Here is a 17,564-nt window from a genome sequence, read left to right on the forward strand (position 1 = left end):
AAGTACAGGCGCGGCCCTAGTTACATTTTGCTATCAAGATATTTGCCGGTTTCTTTGTGTCCAAAGTCCGGAATCATGTCATGAAATAACGCCACGAGCTCGTCTTTGCTCCAGCGAAGTTCACGCTTCATACGGCTAATGTGCTGCTCAAAGTGCAGCAATAACTCCGCTTGATAATTGGCTTCGTTTTTTATCACGCCAAGATTAGCAAAGCGTGCCATATCAAGCACTTCGTGCTCGGTAAAAAATTCTTCAAAATCTTTTTCACCGGTGGTGTCGCTGGCGGTAAACAAGCATGGCCACTTGCCCTGCTGTGGCAAGGTTTTTACCAACTCGCGCGCTTCATCTTCACTGCTGCATAAGTGTGGCTCATAGCCGCGTTTACGCAAATATTTCTCGGCAATTTCCGAGAAGGTGATCAAATGCAGCGCTTCGCTTAACTTCGGGAAGAAAATATCGCGATTTTCGCCGAAAATGCATGACATTAGGCACAACTCACCAGACTCTTGCGGCGTGACAAAATAGCGCTTGATATCATTGGGGGCCACAATGGGCTGTAATTTTTGCAAGCGCTGATTAAAACCATGCAGCAACGAGCCATCAGAAAACGCCACGTTCGCAAAGCGAGCCGTTGAAATGGCAATTTGCTCGCTACGACGCATTAAAAACATTTCCATAATGCGTTTTGACGCACCCATCATGTTCACTGGATTCGCCGCTTTGTCGGTCGACACACAAAAGTACTTTTGCGTGCCTTTCGCAATGGCTTGCCCAAGCGTCTTGTCGGTGTTGAATACATTCACGTCAATCATACGCATCAGCGTATAGGGATCTTTCTCGCTGCGCACATGCTTTAAGGCTGACAAATTCAGCACGTAGTCAAATTGGCCATCAGCTTCAATAAAGGCATCGTATTCAACTGAGCCAATATCTAGCGCAAAGGTTTGAAAGTCGCCATCTATATAACCAAACGAACTGCGAATATCGCGCACTAACTCAACCAAGTTATTTTCGCTAATATCCACCACATGCAACTTTTTCGGGTTGCGCTTAAATATTTCTTTGGTTACCGCCTGGCCAATTGAGCCTGCCCCACCAATCACCAAAAAAGAAGAGCCGCGCACTCGTTCACGCAGCTCTTCATCATGTTTGGCTATGTCGGTAGTAAACAGTTCTTCGGTTCGACCAATCAGTTCAAGTATTTCTGTCGCCATGTTCAATCACTAAAATAAGAAAACTTACCAACATTAACGCATAATACCGGCTTGATTATCCAGTCAAATCGTCGAAAAACTTGCGCACGCCATCAAAGAAGCCTTTCTCTTTTGGGCGGTATTTGCCGGCTTCTTCGCCAGTACCCATCGACTCTTCCAGCTCTGCCAATAACTCGCGTTGGCGAGCGGACAAGTTTACCGGTGTTTCTATCACAACCTTACAAATCAAGTCGCCCACTGCGCCAGAGCGCACTGACTTCACACCTTTGCCGCGCAAACGGAACAACTTACCGGTTTGCGTTTCAGCGGGTATTTTCAGTTTTACTTTGCCTTCTAGGGTTGGCACTTCAATGTCGCCACCAAGTGCTGCACGAGTAAAGCTCAGTGGTACTTCGCAATACAAGTTGTTGCCATCGCGTGCAAAAATTGGGTGTTCGCGTACATGCACTTGCACGTACAAGTCACCTGCTGGTGCGCCCATTTCGCCCGCTTCGCCTTCGTTACTTAAACGAATTCTGTCACCGGTATCAACACCTGCCGGAATTTTCACGGACAAGGTTTTAGTTTTTTCGACGCGACCTTCACCATGACAACTACGGCACGGATCTTTAATCACTTTACCGCGACCACGGCAATGTGGGCACGGTTGCTGCACCGCAAAAAAGCCTTGCCGCATTTGAATTTGACCAGAGCCATGGCAATGGCCACAGGTATCGGCACTTGACCCTGCTTTTGCACCACTACCGTCGCAGTCTTCACAGGTGCTTAGCTTTGGAATTTTCAGCTCGACTTCTTTGCCGCGAACGGCTTCTTCTAAACTTAGCTCAAGGTTGTAACGTAAATCGGCACCTCGTTGTGCTTGAGGGCGCCCGCGACGGCCACCGCCGCCACCAAAAATATCACCGAACACATCACCAAAAATATCGGCAAAATCAGCCGCACCCGCGCCACCGCCAAAACCACCTTGGCCTTGTTCAAACGCGGCATGGCCATACTGGTCATAAGCTGCACGTTTTTGTGGGTCGACCAACACCTCATAGGCAGCCTTAACCTCTTTAAACTTAGTTTCGAGGTCTTTGTCACCTTTGGTGCGGTCTGGGTGATACTTCATCGCTAGCCGTTTATAAGCCTTTTTGATGTCGCGTTCGCTGGCATCTTTGCTGACACCCAGTACGTCATAAAAATCTGGTTTAGACATAGTTATGTGGTTTCCACGTTCCTTAATTTGCTCTCGCCTGATACGAACACACGGAGGCTACCTTGGCGGCAACCCCCGTGTGTGTTATTTCAGACACCCGGTGGGCGCTTATTTTTTGTCGTCTTTGACTTCTTCAAACTCAGCGTCAACCACATCGTCAGCAGCTTGTTTGGCAGAGCCATCGGTGTCGCCACCGGCTTGTTGGGCTTTTGCTTGAGCCGCTTCCATTAGCTTGCCAGATGCTTCAATTAAGGCTTGTTGCTTCGCTTCAATTTCTGCTTTGTCACTGCCTTTAATAGCAGCTTCCAAATCGCTTAGCGCTGACTCAACCGCTTCTTTGTCGCTTGCTTCTAAGCTGTCACCAACCTCTTCAAGCTGTTTGCGCGTACCATGTACCAAAGCATCGGCTTGGTTACGTACTTGCACCATTTCTTCAAACTTACGGTCTTCCTCTGCGTGCGCTTCGGCATCACGCACCATTTTTTCTACTTCGTCGTCGCTCAAGCCAGATGAAGCTTTAATGGTGATCTTCTGTTCTTTACCGGTGTCTTTGTCTTTCGCAGACACATGCAAGATACCGTCGGCGTCAATATCAAAGGTCACTTCAATTTGTGGTTCGCCACGGCGACCCGGACGAATACCTTCTAAATTGAACTGGCCCAGAGACTTGTTATCTGCTGCGCGCTTACGCTCGCCTTGAATAACATGCACAGTTACCGCTGACTGGTTGTCTTCAGCAGTTGAGAAAGTTTGCGACTGCTTCGTTGGAATAGTCGTGTTCTTCTCAATCAACTTGGTCATTACGCCGCCCATGGTTTCAATACCCAGCGACAATGGTGTTACGTCCAGCAACAGTACGTCTTTCACGTCACCTTGCAATACGCCGGCTTGTACCGCAGCACCTACCGCAACCGCTTCGTCTGGGTTCACGTCACGACGAGGCTCTTTACCGAAGAAGTCAGTAACCGCTTGCTGTACTTTTGGCATACGGGTTTGACCGCCTACCATAATAATGTCGTTGATGTCACTCACCGACAAATCAGCGTCTTTCAATGCTTGCTTCACTGGCTCTAAGGTTTTCGCAATCATGTCTTCAACCAAAGACTCTAACTTGGCACGTGTTACCTTAATCGCTAAGTGTTTCGGGCCAGTCGCATCCGCCGTAATGTACGGTAAGTTCACTTCGGTTTGCTGCGCTGAAGACAACTCAATTTTGGCTTTCTCTGCCGCTTCTTTTAAGCGCTGCATAGCCAGTGGGTCTTTACGCAAGTCAATGCCTTGGTCTTTGTTGAACTGCTCAACCAAGTAATTGATCAAACGGTTATCAAAGTCTTCACCACCTAAGTGCGTGTCACCATTAGTTGCTAGTACTTCAAAGGTATGCTCGCCTTCAACTTCATCAATTTCAATAATTGAGATATCGAAAGTACCACCACCTAAGTCGTACACTGCAATAACGTTATCGCCTTTCTTCTTATCAAGGCCATAAGCTAACGCAGCAGCAGTAGGCTCGTTGATAATACGCTTCACTTCTAGGCCAGCAATACGGCCTGCGTCTTTGGTTGCCTGACGCTGCGCGTCGTTAAAGTAGGCAGGAACGGTGATAACCGCTTCAGTTACTTTTTCACCCAAAAAGTCTTCCGCAGTTTTCTTCATTTTTTTCAAAACTTCGGCAGAAATTTGCGGTGGCGCTTTCTTGTCGTCGTTAATTTGTACCCAAGCATCGCCATTGTCTGCTTCAACAATTTTGAATGGCATAATACCAATGTCGCGCTGCACTTCTTCGTCTTTAAAACGACGACCAATTAAACGCTTAATGGCAAACAAGGTTTTGTTGGCGTTGGTTACCGCCTGGCGCTTCGCTGGTGAACCCACCAACACTTCGCCGTCGTCAGTGAATGCAACCACAGATGGGGTTGTGCGATCACCTTCAGCATTTTCAATAACACGCGGTTTGTCACCATCAAGTACTGCTACACACGAGTTTGTAGTACCTAAGTCGATTCCAATAATTTTACCCATGATTCGTCTCCAACTTCATAATCTAAAACAGGTTTGATAACTCAAATATGGGGTGGCTTTTTCGCATTTCAACACCCCGTGTATGGTTATTAAGAATTTTTTACCACCATCACCATAGCTGGGCGCAATAAGCGACCGCTTAAGGTGTAGCCTTTTTGCATCACCGCCAATACGGTGTTGTTTTCGTGCTCTTCCGACGGCTGCATCGCCATCGCCTGATGCAATTCAGGATTAAATGCATCACCCACTGCGCCTACCGCTTCAACACCAAACTTGGTTAAGGTGCTAAGTAAGTTCTTGTGTGTTAATTCAATACCTTCAAGAAAGCCTTTGTTGACATCATCCGCTTGCGCGGCAATATCTAGTGCTCGCTCTAAGTTATCGACACTGTCGAGCAATTCACCGGCAAATTTCTCCAACGCAAATTTATGCGCTTTTTCTACTTCTTGCGCCGAGCGACGACGAATATTTTCCATTTCGGCAACCGCTCGCACGGCACGGTCGTTGGCGTCATCAGCACGCTGCTCAGCTTGGCTTAACGCTAATTCCAACGCTGCAATACGTTGCTCATTATCATCAACGGCTTCCACCTGCTCAGTTTGCTCTTCCGTCGTTTCTACGGTTGGCTCTTGCTGGTTTTCTGTAGCCGTGGTTGAATCTTTCTTGGTCATAACGCTTACTCTTGGTTGAATTTCACAAATGAACAATAATTTGTTGTGATATAACTATCTTGCAGGCAGTTATGGGGTCAGCTATTGACGATTCAAGTCAATGGGCCGAAAAAAAGGAAAAAACATGTCGACACCAACGCAACCACCATTTAAGCGAATTGCACTCATTGGCAAAGTGCACCATGAGGCCACGCGCAAAACGTTGCTAAAGCTTGAGCGCAGTTTGCTAGAGCTAGGGTTCGACGTGATGATAGAAGCCCGCACAGCCGAACAACTCACTAGCACCGCGGCCAAGGTGTTGCCACTGCAACATTTGGGCGAAGCTGCCGATTTAGCTGTCGTAGTAGGCGGCGACGGTAACATGTTAGGTGCGGCGCGCATTCTTTGTGAAGCTGATGTCGCTGTCATTGGTGTTAACCGCGGTAACCTAGGCTTTTTAACTGACTTAGACCCAGAACATGTGGTGGAGCAGCTTAAACCAGTTTTAGCTGGCCACTATCAAATTGAACAACGCTTCTTATTGCAGGCTGAAGTATTTCACTGTGGTAAATCGAACAATGTTGGGCGCGCTATTAACGAAGTGGTTTTGCACTCGGACAAAGTGGCTCACATGATTGAATTTGAAGTGTTCGTCAACGATGAGTTTGTCTATAGCCAACGTTCAGACGGGCTTATTATTAGTACCCCAACAGGGTCAACCGCGTATTCATTATCGGGCGGTGGGCCAATTCTCACGCCAGGACTAGACGCCATGACCTTGGTGCCCATGTTCCCCCACACCCTCAGCAGCCGCCCTATTGTCGTTGATGGCCACAGTACCATTCGATTGCGTGCAGCTTCCGATAATGACACCTTGCAGCTAAGTTGCGACGGCCATGTACGCATGAGCGTGCAGCCTAGCGATGACGTGGTTATTCAGCAATACCCTCGGCGCTTGCGTTTAGTGCACCCAGAAGACCACAGCTATTACCGTGTACTACGTAATAAATTAGGCTGGGGCAGCCGCTTGTTTTAACCCGAAACGAAAAATTTTTAGCCCCCTCTTGCATTACTGTATAAATACTGTATAACTACTGTACACATACACAGTATTTGGGGTGTCTTATGCTGCTTCATATGCAAATTCGCAACCTTGCGGTTGTTCGCCAACTTGATATTGACTTTTCTGCTGGCATGACAGCAATTACCGGCGAAACCGGTGCTGGTAAATCGATTGCGCTAGACGCACTCGGTTTATGTTTAGGTGATCGCGCTGATGTTGATCTTATTCGCGCCGAAGCCGATAAAGCCGAAGTGACCGCCACCTTTCAACTCGGTGAAACAGCCACGCCTGCACGTCATTGGTTAGCTGAAAACGAACTACAAGACGATGAACCACAAAACTGTGTGTTGCGCCGCTTAATTACCCGCGAAGGCCGCTCAAAAGCTTGGATCAACGGCTACCCTGCAACCGTGTCGCAACTGAAACAACTGGCACCTTTGTTAGTGAATATTCACGGCCAGCACGAGCATCAGCTGCTAACCAAGCCTGAGCACCAACTGACACTGCTTGACGCTTATGCGCGCCATCACAATGTCTTACATGATGTCAGCGAGGCTTACCAACATTGGTACAACCTTCGTAAACAACAAAAACAGCTACACCAACAGCAAGCCGACATCGATTCGCGTATGCAATTGCTGCGTTATCAAGTCAGCGAACTTAACGACTTCGCATTAGCCGATGGCGAGTTTGAAGAACTTGAGCAACAGCACAAACGGTTAACTAACAGTGCCGCCCTGCAAGAAGATTCAGCCTTTGCCCTCAATGCGGTATACGAAGGCGAGCACAACAACGCATATAGCTTGTTGCAAAGTGCAATTTCCCGCTTAGAAAGCCAGCTTGATAATGACCCGTCATTAACTGACGCGGTGCGCATGCTTAATGAAGCCAGCGTACAAGTAGAAGAAGCAGCTCGCGAATTACGTCATTACCAAGACCAAATTGAATTAGATGACGAGCAATTAGTTATTGCTGAGCGGCGCGTCACGCAAGCCATTCAATTAGCACGCAAGCATCAGCTTGAGCCAAGTCAGCTAGCACAGCACCACCAACAATTGCTCGCCGAGTTAGGCCAACTTGAATCAAGCCAAGCTGAGTCTGAAGACATAGATGAGCGCGTTGATAAAGCCGCAAACCAATATCGTAACGCCGCAGCGAAACTGTCCGAAAGTCGACAACAGGCAGCCGCGGAGTTAAGCGAGCGCATCGCCAAGAGTATGCAGCAATTGAATATGCCGCACGGGCGCTTCGTCATCGAGGTAAACCATCGGGCTCAAGCTCCTGCTACACGGCTTGGTACAGACGAAGTTTGTTTTACTGTCACAGCAAACCCCGGTCAGCCATTACAACCATTAGCTAAAATAGCTTCTGGCGGTGAATTGTCACGCATTAGCTTGGCTATTCAAGTTATCACTGCAAGCCAGTTAACAACGCCAACGTTAATGTTCGACGAAGTTGACGTGGGTGTTGGTGGCGCTACTGCCGCAACCGTGGGTAAATTATTACGTCAACTTGGGGAATCAAATCAGGTTATTTGTGTCACACACTTACCTCAAGTTGCTGCGAAAGCTCATCAGCAGCTTCGGGTTGACAAAGTAACCGATGGCGCAAGTACAGAAACACATATGATTCAGCTTGACAAAGAATCGCGTGTAATTGAACTCGCGCGTTTGCTTGGCGGTGACGCAATCACGGAAACGACCAAAGCAAATGCTGCTGAATTACTTGCGGTAAGCTAGTTCGATTGTTTATCATCGGGTTCAGAAACCAAAATCAACAGCAGGTGTTATGAAAGCTTTAATTATTGCAGGTAGTTTACTGGTCCTTAGCGGATGTTCTGTTTTCGAAAGTTGGGTTTATCGCATCGACATACCGCAGGGTAATTACCTAGAGCAACGTGACATCAATCAGTTGCGTGTAGGCATGACCAAAGAACAAGTGGTTTATGTAATTGGCACGCCAGTTGCTGAAAATGCTTTTGATCAAGATGTGTGGTTTTACGTATTTAATATGAATTCAGGTGTTAGCAAAAGTGAAGATTACCAACGCAATGTGAAATTAACATTCGTCGATGGCAAGCTCGCTAGCTACGAAGGTGACTTTGATCGCCCTGAAAACTTCGACACACCGCTAGAGCAGTAGTGAATCAGCAGTATCTGCGCTAGCGTCTTCCAAATTCGGAAGCTTGATTAGGGAGCACGATGGCGACTGATGCTTCGAAAGTATTCTCTGCAACTCGCGTTATTCTTGACAATGACGCGATAACCAGAAGCCCAACAGATAAACGTAGCTATCGCATAATCCAACTCGATAATGCGCTGCGCTGCGTTTTGGTGCATGACCCTGAAGCGCGTCAAGCTAGCGCTGCACTCGCCGTTGGCGCTGGGCACTTTCATGATCCAAGCCACGCGCAAGGCCTCGCTCACTTTCTTGAGCACATGTTGTTTTTAGGCACTGAAAAATACCCCGATGCCAATAATTATCAAAACTTTATTAGTGCCCACGGCGGCAATCATAACGCTTGGACCGGTACCGAATTTAGTAATTATTACTTCACCATAGATGCGCCGTATTTCGCGCAAGCGCTTGATCGCTTTATGCGCTTCTTCTACCAACCTAAACTAGACTCGCAATGGGTTGAAAAAGAATTGCAGTCAATTGAGTCTGAATTTCAACTCAAGCGCCAAGATGAACTACGTCGCTTGTATCAAGTACATAAGGCCACGTCTAACCCGCGCCACCCGTTTAGCAAGTTTTCGGTGGGCAACTTAACGACATTACGTGACCAACCAGATGCCCCATTAGCACAACAATTGCGGCAATTTTTTCAACGCTGGTATTGTGCAAGGCGTATGACGCTGGTGTTGGTTGGCCCGCAATCGTTCGAGCAATTACAAGAGCTTGCAGAACAACACGGCCGCCCTATTCAGTCAGGCTGTGCCGACATGCTCTACGTTGACGAACCGCTTTACTTAACCGCACAACTGGGTGTTGAGCTACACGTTAAACCATTGAAAGACGCACGCCGGCTTATTATCACCTTTGCCTTGCCTGGCATTGATGATGATTACGCCAATAAAACCACCAGTTACATAGCCCATATACTGGGCTATGAAGGGCCAAATAGCTTGTACGGTTATTTACGTAACCGTCACTGGATAAACTCACTAGCGGCAGGTGGCGGCATAAGTGGCAGCAATTTCAAAGACTTTAATATCAACATGCAGTTGACCGCCGAAGGTATGAAACACCGTGATGATATTATCGAAGCGATATTTAGTTATATTCAATTAGTCCGCGACCAGGGCCTGCAAGCGTGGCGTTATAACGAACGTCGGGTGAGCGTCATGAACGCCTTTAACTTTCAAGAACAACCGCGCGCAAGCGACTTAGCCCCGCAGCTAGCCATTAATTTGCAGCATTACTTAGCCGAAGACATCATCTTTGGCGATTACCGCATGGACGGGTTATTTGAACCTAAGGCACGCCAGTTTTTGGACTGTATGCACCCTGACAATATGCGTATTACGGTCATTCATAAAGAATTAGAAACTGACACCATAGAGCCTATTTACGGCACTCATTATCAAATTCGCCCCATTCATTTTGAGCGACGCCGGCAATTCATTCAACCTACAACGATTGACGCTCAATTGCCCGAGCCAAATCCTTACCTTGAAACGCCATGGCAATTGCAAACTGTTTCGGTTAAAGAGCAACATGAGCTGCCAACACGCGACATTATTGCGCCTGGTTTACACAGCTGGCATTTTCATGACTTATACTTTCGCCAGCCAAAGGCGCACTTATACCTTGGTTTACAGTTGCCTAATGTTATTGCAAGCCCAGACAGCTTTGCGCTTGCGCGCCTTTGGTGCGAACTCATGCTGGATAAACTCAATGAACAATGCTATGACGCCGAAGTAGCGGGGTTACATTTTAATTTATACCCGCAGCAACAAGGCATGACATTACACGTTTCGGGCCCAGCTCTGTATGTACCTAAGCTTGCAACTACACTTGTGCAAACCATGAAGAACCCTAAGTTTGTGCAGCAACGCTGGTACGATTTACGCCAGCGGTTGCTATTAAATTGGCGTCAGGCGTTATTGCATAAGCCGTTAAATTTATTGTTCTCGCACTTAAATGTGCAATTGCAACCGCATACGTATTCAGTTCTGAAGCTTGCTGACAACCTTGAGCAAAGCACCTTTGCCTCGTTTAACGAAATAACCGAGCAATTATTTTCGCAAGCGTCAGTCCAACTGTTTGCCCACGGTGACTTGCATCAGGAGCAGTTACAACCGTTACATGAAGAACTACGCGCCTGGTTAGGTTTGGATAGCGACTTACAATTTGCTGACTTAACCCCACGTACGTTAACCCAACTGTCGCAACCTCAACAACTAACCACACAGCACACAGACAGTGCTGTCATAGCCGTGCTGCAGTCAGACCAAACCGATGTGAGCGAGCAAGGCATCTTTATGCTTCTGAATAATCTGTTACAACCAAGGTTTTTCAGTAGTTTACGAACCGAGCAGCAGCTTGGCTATTTGGTTGGTACCAGCTATTTACCCATGCAAGAGCACCCCCACTTAATGTTTTACGTGCAGTCTTCACGGGTCGATGCAAAAACGATCAAGCTCGCCATCAGTGACTTTTTTGCGTCGGTGCCTAAGATATTGGCATCAATCAATACTGAGGAATTCCGCAAAGTTCAGCAGAGTTTGACGCAGCAACTTACCGAACCAGACTCAACTTTACGCGCCCGTAGCCAGCGCTTGTGGAGCGCAATCACACAGCAAGATCATGATTTCTCGCGACTTAACCGAATAGCCGAGGCCATGCAACAACTCACCTATGATTCGTTCGCCCATCGAACGCAACAACTATTTAACAACAGCGCTCATCAAATGTTTCTATCAGCAAGCCCCCTGAGCTTTGACAGTTCAGAATAAATTGTTTAATTTAATTCATAACATAACAAATATAAGAGCTGTACAATAAACAGCCTTTGCTGAGGATAAGCGTGGCCAATTTTCAACGGATTTTAAACAGTCTGCGTGTTTTCGCCATGACAATTGTTATTGTCTGCGCGTTTTCAACTGCGCAAGTAGAAGCGCAAGTCCAAGCAGCTGACTGGCAAGTTGAACTCATAAATCTGCGTTTGGCGAATAAACCGGTCAGCGCTCAACAATTAGACACGCGTAATCGGCCACAGCTATATAACACGCAAATCTTATATCTACCGAATATTAACGACCCGTTTAGCATAGAATTTGGCGCGCCCTACGCACCTAACGCGCGATTGTTGTATTATCGTTATCAAATGCAAGGGTTTGATAAAGACTGGGTTTACACCGACTCAGAATACCGCCGCGCCACTTATACCAACCTCAGCTTCGGTCATTACACATTCAAAGTAGAAGCATCATACGACGGTAAAACATGGGGCGGTACACGCACGATTGAGTTGCAAGTTGCGGCACCAGCGTGGCTATCTCCGTGGGCAATCGCCTTATACACCCTACTCGTTCTTGTTATTCTAACCGCCGTATTTTTTATAATTCGCGCACGCCACCTTGCAATTAAACAATTACGCAATAGCGAAGAGCGCCTTAAACTCAGCCTATGGGGCAGCGGCGACCAACTGTGGGACTGGGACATACCCAATGGTACCATTCACCGCCATAATAGCTGGCGACATTTAAATGAGTTCCCCATTGACCATATACGTGTCGGCAAGCGTGGTACGCCAACCAATATTCATCCGCTTGATTTGCGTAAGCTGCAACAAGCATTGCGCCGGCATTTAGACGGTGCCAATAACTATTTTGAAATGACCTACCGGGTGAAAACCGAAAACGGTTGGATGTCTATTTTAGACCGCGGCAAAGTGGTTGAGCGCGACGAACATCATCAACCAACCCGTATGACCGGCACGCTAAAAGACATCACGCCATTGGTTGAAGCCGAAGAACGTTTAAAAATGTTGGCCACGTCTATTACCAATATTTCTGACGGTGTGTGTATTTATGACGCTGAATTTAACGTGATTGAAACCAACGCCTCGGTAGCGAAAATCACCGGTTTTTCACGCGAAGACATGATTGGCCGACCGCTGCAATTGCAGCTATATAGCCCCGAATATGTCGAGCAAATAAAACGATTGTTGCAGCAACATGGCAGTTGGCATGGCGAAGTGGAAGACTTACGCAAAGACGGTAGCTTGTACCAAGTGGAGCTAACTCTTGACGCCATTCGTGATGACAGTGAGCGTATTTCTCATTACGTAGCTACATTTGCTGATATTACTGAACGTAAAACGGCGGAACGCGAGTTACGCCGGCTGTCAAATACCGACACCCTCACAGGGTTACCTAATCGCAGCTATTTTCAGGTTAGTCACGCAAACTTGGTACGTAAACGCATTCAACATGCGCTGTTGTTATTTGATCTGGATGACTTCAAAAAGATCAACGATTCTCTCGGTCATGACATTGGTGATCAGCTATTACTGCATGTTGCTGAGCGCATTGCTGAAGTGGGCCGACCGCAAGACACCTTCTTCCGTTTAGGCGGCGATGAATTTGTATTAATGCTGGAAGACACCAGTGATTTAAGCGCCATTACCGATGTTGCCACCAAAATTTTGACCACCGTTGGCGAGGCGTTTCACATTGACGGTCAAGACATTGTCATTGGCAGCTCTATTGGCATTGTGGTGTACCCAAACGATGGCACCTCATCACAAGAACTACTGCAAAACGCCGACACCGCCATGTACCATGCCAAAAATCGCGGCGGGCATAATTATCAGTTCTTTAACGACTCCATGAACAAAAATGCCGTGCGCCGCTTGCAAGTTGAAAACCAGCTACGTTTAGCCTTACGCAACAAACACATTCAAGTGATGTATCAGCCTAAAGTGTCGCTGCGAAACTATGAGTTTGTTGGGCTTGAAGCGCTGGTGCGATTAAACATTCCAGGCACTGGCGTTATCAACCCAAGTGAGTTTATACCACTGGCTGAAGAAACGGGTTTAATCATAGAAATGGGCGAGCAAGTATTACGCCAAACCTGCCGCGATATGCGCCAGTGGGTTGAACAAGGCACGGTACAAGGGCGCGTGGCCGTTAACTTATCAGCCAAGCAGTTTGTGCAGCCCGACCTCACCAAGCGCATTATGGCCATCTTAAACGAGGAAAAGTTGGCGCCAGAGTACTTAGAACTGGAAATTACCGAAGGTGTGGTTATGGAAGACCCAGAGCGCGCCATCGAGATCATGACCGAGCTCAATCAATGCGGTATTCACTTAGCACTTGATGACTTTGGTACAGGTTATTCGTCACTAGCCTACTTAAAGCGCTTCCCTATTCAAACGCTAAAAATCGACAAAGCTTTTGTGGATGACATTAATGGCGCCGATCGCGATCGCAACATGGTTGCCTCTATCGTCGCTATGGCACATAACATGGGCTTAGATGTGGTTGCTGAGGGGGTTGTTAACACAGCGCAAGCGGCTACCTTAAGCCGCTTAAGCTGCGAATTTGCACAAGGTTACTTATTTGCCGAGCCGCTCAGCAGCGAGGCCTTTGTGCAACACATTAGCGTACCAGCATCGATACACTAGCACGCCCTTGCGCCTTTAATAGGCGCATCCGTTTATGAGTAAAAAACATCGGTAGCACCAAAGGGCCCAATAATAGCCCCATGGTGCCCCAGCGTTTTGCACCCATGGCATGGGTTAAAGCTTGAATGTATAACGTCAGCGCAGACAACAAACAACACAGCGCAATAAACATTTTAACTCCTAGTTAAGTAACGCCTAGTAAAAACTCTCATTGTTTTCGGCCATTTTCAGTAATAACGGCGCTGGCGTATAACGCTCGCCGTGTTGCTGCTGATAGCCTTGCAGACGATTGACAATTTCTGTCACGCCAACCGCGTCCATATAGCGGAATGGGCCGCCGCGGAATGGCGGGAAACCAATTCCGAAAATAGCACCGATGTCGCCGTCACGTGGGCTACGAATAATACCTTCAGCAAGACAATAGGCCGCCTCGTTAAGCATCAACAACGCGGTGCGTTGGGCAATTTCTTCGCCGCTAAGTTTGCTAGATGGGCTAATGCCTAACAAGCTGTAAACCGACTCATCAACGCTCTTGCCTGGCTTTTTACCGCTATAGGCATAAAAACCTTTTTGGTTCTTCTTGCCCTTACGCTCATCGTCAAGCAACTTGCCAAACGCATCTGGCGCGCGGAATCGCTCGCCCAGCTCATCGGCCATAATTGGCGCGACTTTGGCCGCAACATCAATACCCACTTCGTCCATTAACTTCATGGGTCCCACTGGAAAACCAAATTTCACCAACGCTTGATCAACCACCTCAATAGGCTCACCTTCAAGTACCAAACGCGCGGCTTCATTCATGTATGGCGCCAAAATACGGTTGACATAAAAACCCGCACCGTCTTTCACCACAATCGGCGTTTTGCCTTGTTTTTTGGCAAGCGCTACTGTGGTGGCAATGGTTTCGTCAGACGTGCCCTCGTGGGTGATAATTTCAGCCAGCGGCATTTTATCAACCGGCGAAAAGTAATGTAATCCGATCACGTTCTCAGGGCGTTTTGCGTTGGCTGCAATTTTGGTAATTGGCAAGCTTGATGTGTTGGTCGCGAAAATTGTATTTTCATGACCAACCGCTTCAATATCAGCAACCATTTGCTGTTTAAGATTCAAGTCTTCAAATACCGCCTCAATAACGACATCGGCCTGACCAAACCCACTGTAGTCTAGGCTTCCGCTTAACCGTAGCATGGTTGCTTCAAGCTCAGCTCGCGCCATGTGCTTGCGCTTGACTTTCTTGTTCAACAAGTCATAGCTGTACTTCAAAGCGTGTACAATACCTTTCTCGTTGATATCTTTAATGCGCGCTGGCAAGCCAGCTTTGGCAGCAGTCACATAAGCAATGCCGCCGCCCATTAAACCACCACCTAGAACACCTACACGATTAATTTCACGAGGCTTTGTGTCGCCGGCACCAGTTTCTTTTTTCATCGCCGTGGTGGCAAAGAAAATATTGCGTAGCTGTTTTGACTCCGGCGTCATGGCCAGCTCACCAAACGAGCGAGCCTCGAATTCTAAACCGGCTTTAAAGCCCTTATCAGCGCCGTACGCAATGGTATCAATAATCTTGTCTAACGCCGGGTAATTTCCCTTAGCTTTGGCCTGCGCTTGCTCGCGAGCTTTGCTAAATATAATGCCCCGGCCAACACCGGTACCTTCAAGCATTTTGTTCAGCATTGAATGTTGCACCGTGCGCACTTTTGCTTTGCTTTTCAGTGCTAGCTCAATGGCGGCGTCAAGCAAAATACTGGCGGGCACCACGTCATCAACAATACCGAGCTTCTTGGCTTGTTTTGCTCGCAATTGCTTGCCGGTTAAAATAAGTGGTAATGCTTTTTGCACACCAATTAAACGCGGCAGCCGTTGCGTACCGCCCGAACCAGGTAGTAAACCAAGTTGTACCTCAGGCAGGCCAATCACGGTTTTGCCACTGTCGGTTGCAACCCGATAATGACAGGCTAACGCGAGCTCTAAGCCGCCACCTAAACAGGCGCCGTCTATGGCCGCAACCACAGGCACATTCAACTGTTCAATACGGTCAAACATAGCCTGACCTTGGCGCGCAAGGCTTTCGGTGTCAGCCGCCGTTTCACACGCATCAATCATGCTAATGTCGGCACCGGCAACAAATGACCCAGGCTTGTCGCTAATCACCACCACGCCTTTTAAGTCACTGTGCTGTTCAATTTTATTTAATACCTGCGCCACTTCTTCAGCAAAAGAAGCTTTTAGCGTGTTCATCGACTCGCCGGGTACATCAATGTGAATAACCGCAACGTTATCGTCACGCAGTTCTAACGTGAATGCTTTTTGTTCAGTCATTATTCGGTCTCCACAATCATTGCTGCACCTAAGCCGCCAGCTGCACAGGCGGTGGTTAAACCAACCCCACCCCCGCGCCGTTTTAACTCATTCAAGGTTTGCGTAATCAACCGAGCACCGGTTGCCGCAAATGGGTGGCCATACGCCAACGAGCCGCCCATGACATTGAACTTGTCCATGTCAATTTCGCCAATGGCTTCGCTGCGCCCTAACTTGTCTTGTGCAAATTTTTTGCTCGCAAACATTTTCATGTTAGCCAGAGTTTGTGCTGCAAAGGCTTCATGCATTTCAATCAGGGTTAAATCGCTGAGCTTCATGCCGGCGCGGTCAAGTGCAATTGGAGTTGCATACGAAGGCCCCATTAACATGTCTTCCCACACATCAATGGCACTAAAAGCGTAACTACGAACATAACCTAACACTTCATAGCCTAGCGCTTTGGCTTTGCTCTCGGTCATTAACAAAATAGCACTGGCGCCGTCGGTTAACGCGGTACTATTAGCAGCCGTTACCGAACCATGTTTTTTATCAAACACTGGCCGCAATTTCGCGTAACCGTCTAATTTCGAGTCGCTACGCACCGTATTATCACGCTTCAAAAAGTCTTTGTACGGCTCAGCGTAGGCAGTCATGACTTCAGCATCTAACTTGCCGGCTTCCCATGACTCATGGGCTAAGGTGTGTGACCGATGAGCCAAGGCGTCTTGATCAGCACGGCTAATGCTGTGCGTTTTTGCCATTTGCTCAGCGGTGTCGCCCATCGTCAGCCCGGTACTGTATTCGGCAATGGCCGGCGGCACTGGCATTAAGTCTTTAAAACGTAAACGCTTCAAAATAGCGAGGCGCTGACCTAAGGTACGCGCTTTGTTTAAGTCGACTAAAGCATGTGCCAACGCACGAGAAACACCAATAGGTAACACCGACGAAGAATCGGCCCCACCGGCAATACCAACAGAAACATTGCCAGCCATTATGCTTTCCACCACGTTCACCGTAGTTTGAAAGCTTGTCGCACAGGCGCGTGATACGCTGTATGCGTCGGTTGTGACCGGCAAACTCGTGCCAAGCACAATTTCACGGGCAATGTTTGGCGCTTTGGGCATTTGCACCACTTGGCCATACACCAACTGCTCAACTTCACGTGGGTCTAAGCTGTAACGATTTAATAGCTCTTGCACCACCATTTTGCCCATATCAAGTGCAGGAACCCCGTGGAAATAGGTCGCTTGTTTCGCAAACGGCGTGCGCAAGCCGGCAACTATCGCAATGCGATCGCCTGCAGCAGTGGTCAGATTCTGACGTGCGGCCATAGATTTGTCCTCTGTTGTTTTGTTATGGTCATTCCTTAATCTGGTCTGACCTCATAGATAGTTACAAATTTTAACGGGTCTTTGGCGAGAATTAAACCGTTGTTTTCGGTAAAGTGCGAACTTAAACTTTGAACCTAAAGTATAGCGAGCAT

Annotated in this window: 12 protein-coding genes; 5 read left to right on the forward strand and 7 right to left on the reverse strand. The window is 47.8% G+C overall.

All coding sequences use genetic code 11. The features are described 5' to 3' along the window. Window positions 1-20: 20 nt before the first annotated feature. The 4 genes from ASC40_RS03125 to grpE form a co-directional block, all read right to left on the reverse strand. Entirely contained in the window at window positions 21-1,214 is a 1,194-nt protein-coding gene (locus ASC40_RS03125; RefSeq protein WP_055438297.1) for a UDP-N-acetylglucosamine 4,6-dehydratase, read from the reverse strand. Between the two features lie 55 nt (window positions 1,215-1,269). Continuing rightward, complete coding sequence (gene dnaJ, locus ASC40_RS03130; RefSeq protein ID WP_055438298.1) at window positions 1,270-2,412, reverse strand: molecular chaperone DnaJ; 1,143 nt, start codon at window positions 2,410-2,412, stop codon at window positions 1,270-1,272. A 108-nt stretch (window positions 2,413-2,520) separates the two neighbouring features. After that, window positions 2,521-4,434 carry a molecular chaperone DnaK gene (gene dnaK, locus ASC40_RS03135; protein ID WP_055438299.1) on the reverse strand — a complete coding sequence of 638 codons (1,914 nt, stop codon included), beginning with the start codon at window positions 4,432-4,434 and terminating at the stop codon, window positions 2,521-2,523. 89 nt (window positions 4,435-4,523) lie between these two features. Further along, the gene (gene grpE, locus ASC40_RS03140) at window positions 4,524-5,105 is read right to left on the reverse strand and encodes a nucleotide exchange factor GrpE (protein WP_055438300.1); all 582 of its coding nucleotides are present in this window, start codon (window positions 5,103-5,105) and stop codon (window positions 4,524-4,526) included. A gap of 124 nt (window positions 5,106-5,229) precedes the next feature. Here grpE and nadK point away from each other — a divergent pair, with 124 nt between their 5' ends. The 5 genes from nadK to ASC40_RS03165 all read left to right on the forward strand — a co-directional run bounded on the left by nadK (window position 5,230) and on the right by ASC40_RS03165 (window position 13,783). After that, a complete protein-coding gene (gene nadK, locus ASC40_RS03145) occupies window positions 5,230-6,120 on the forward strand; it encodes an NAD(+) kinase (protein ID WP_055438301.1) in 891 nt (296 codons plus the stop codon). An 89-nt stretch (window positions 6,121-6,209) separates the two neighbouring features. Then, on the forward strand, window positions 6,210-7,886 hold the full coding sequence (gene recN / locus ASC40_RS03150; RefSeq protein WP_055438302.1) for a DNA repair protein RecN: 1,677 nt from the start codon (window positions 6,210-6,212) through the stop codon (window positions 7,884-7,886). 49 nt (window positions 7,887-7,935) lie between these two features. Further along, complete coding sequence (locus ASC40_RS03155) at window positions 7,936-8,289, forward strand: outer membrane protein assembly factor BamE (protein ID WP_055438303.1); 354 nt, start codon at window positions 7,936-7,938, stop codon at window positions 8,287-8,289. A 59-nt stretch (window positions 8,290-8,348) separates the two neighbouring features. Then, window positions 8,349-11,108, forward strand: coding sequence for an insulinase family protein (locus ASC40_RS03160; RefSeq protein ID WP_055438304.1), 2,760 nt, complete (start codon window positions 8,349-8,351; stop codon window positions 11,106-11,108). A gap of 71 nt (window positions 11,109-11,179) precedes the next feature. Next, window positions 11,180-13,783, forward strand: coding sequence for an EAL domain-containing protein (locus tag ASC40_RS03165; protein WP_055438305.1), 2,604 nt, complete (start codon window positions 11,180-11,182; stop codon window positions 13,781-13,783). Here the strand turns inward: ASC40_RS03165 and ASC40_RS03170 are convergent. Genes ASC40_RS03170 through fadI form a run of 3 tightly spaced genes read right to left on the reverse strand, consistent with a single transcriptional unit; the run spans window position 13,758 to window position 17,412 of the window. Further along, entirely contained in the window at window positions 13,758-13,955 is a 198-nt protein-coding gene (locus tag ASC40_RS03170; protein WP_055438306.1) for a hypothetical protein, read from the reverse strand. The two genes, ASC40_RS03165 and ASC40_RS03170, sit on opposite strands and share 26 nt — an antisense overlap. A gap of 23 nt (window positions 13,956-13,978) precedes the next feature. Continuing rightward, window positions 13,979-16,102 carry a fatty acid oxidation complex subunit alpha FadJ gene (fadJ, locus tag ASC40_RS03175; protein ID WP_055438307.1) on the reverse strand — a complete coding sequence of 708 codons (2,124 nt, stop codon included), beginning with the start codon at window positions 16,100-16,102 and terminating at the stop codon, window positions 13,979-13,981. Continuing rightward, entirely contained in the window at window positions 16,102-17,412 is a 1,311-nt protein-coding gene (fadI, locus tag ASC40_RS03180; RefSeq protein WP_055438308.1) for an acetyl-CoA C-acyltransferase FadI, read from the reverse strand. The genes fadJ and fadI overlap by 1 nt, the downstream gene beginning before the upstream one ends. Window positions 17,413-17,564: the final 152 nt, after the last annotated feature.

Origin of the sequence: Pseudidiomarina woesei, assembly GCF_001418345.1 — a bacterium.
GTDB lineage: Bacteria > Pseudomonadota > Gammaproteobacteria > Enterobacterales > Alteromonadaceae > Pseudidiomarina > Pseudidiomarina woesei.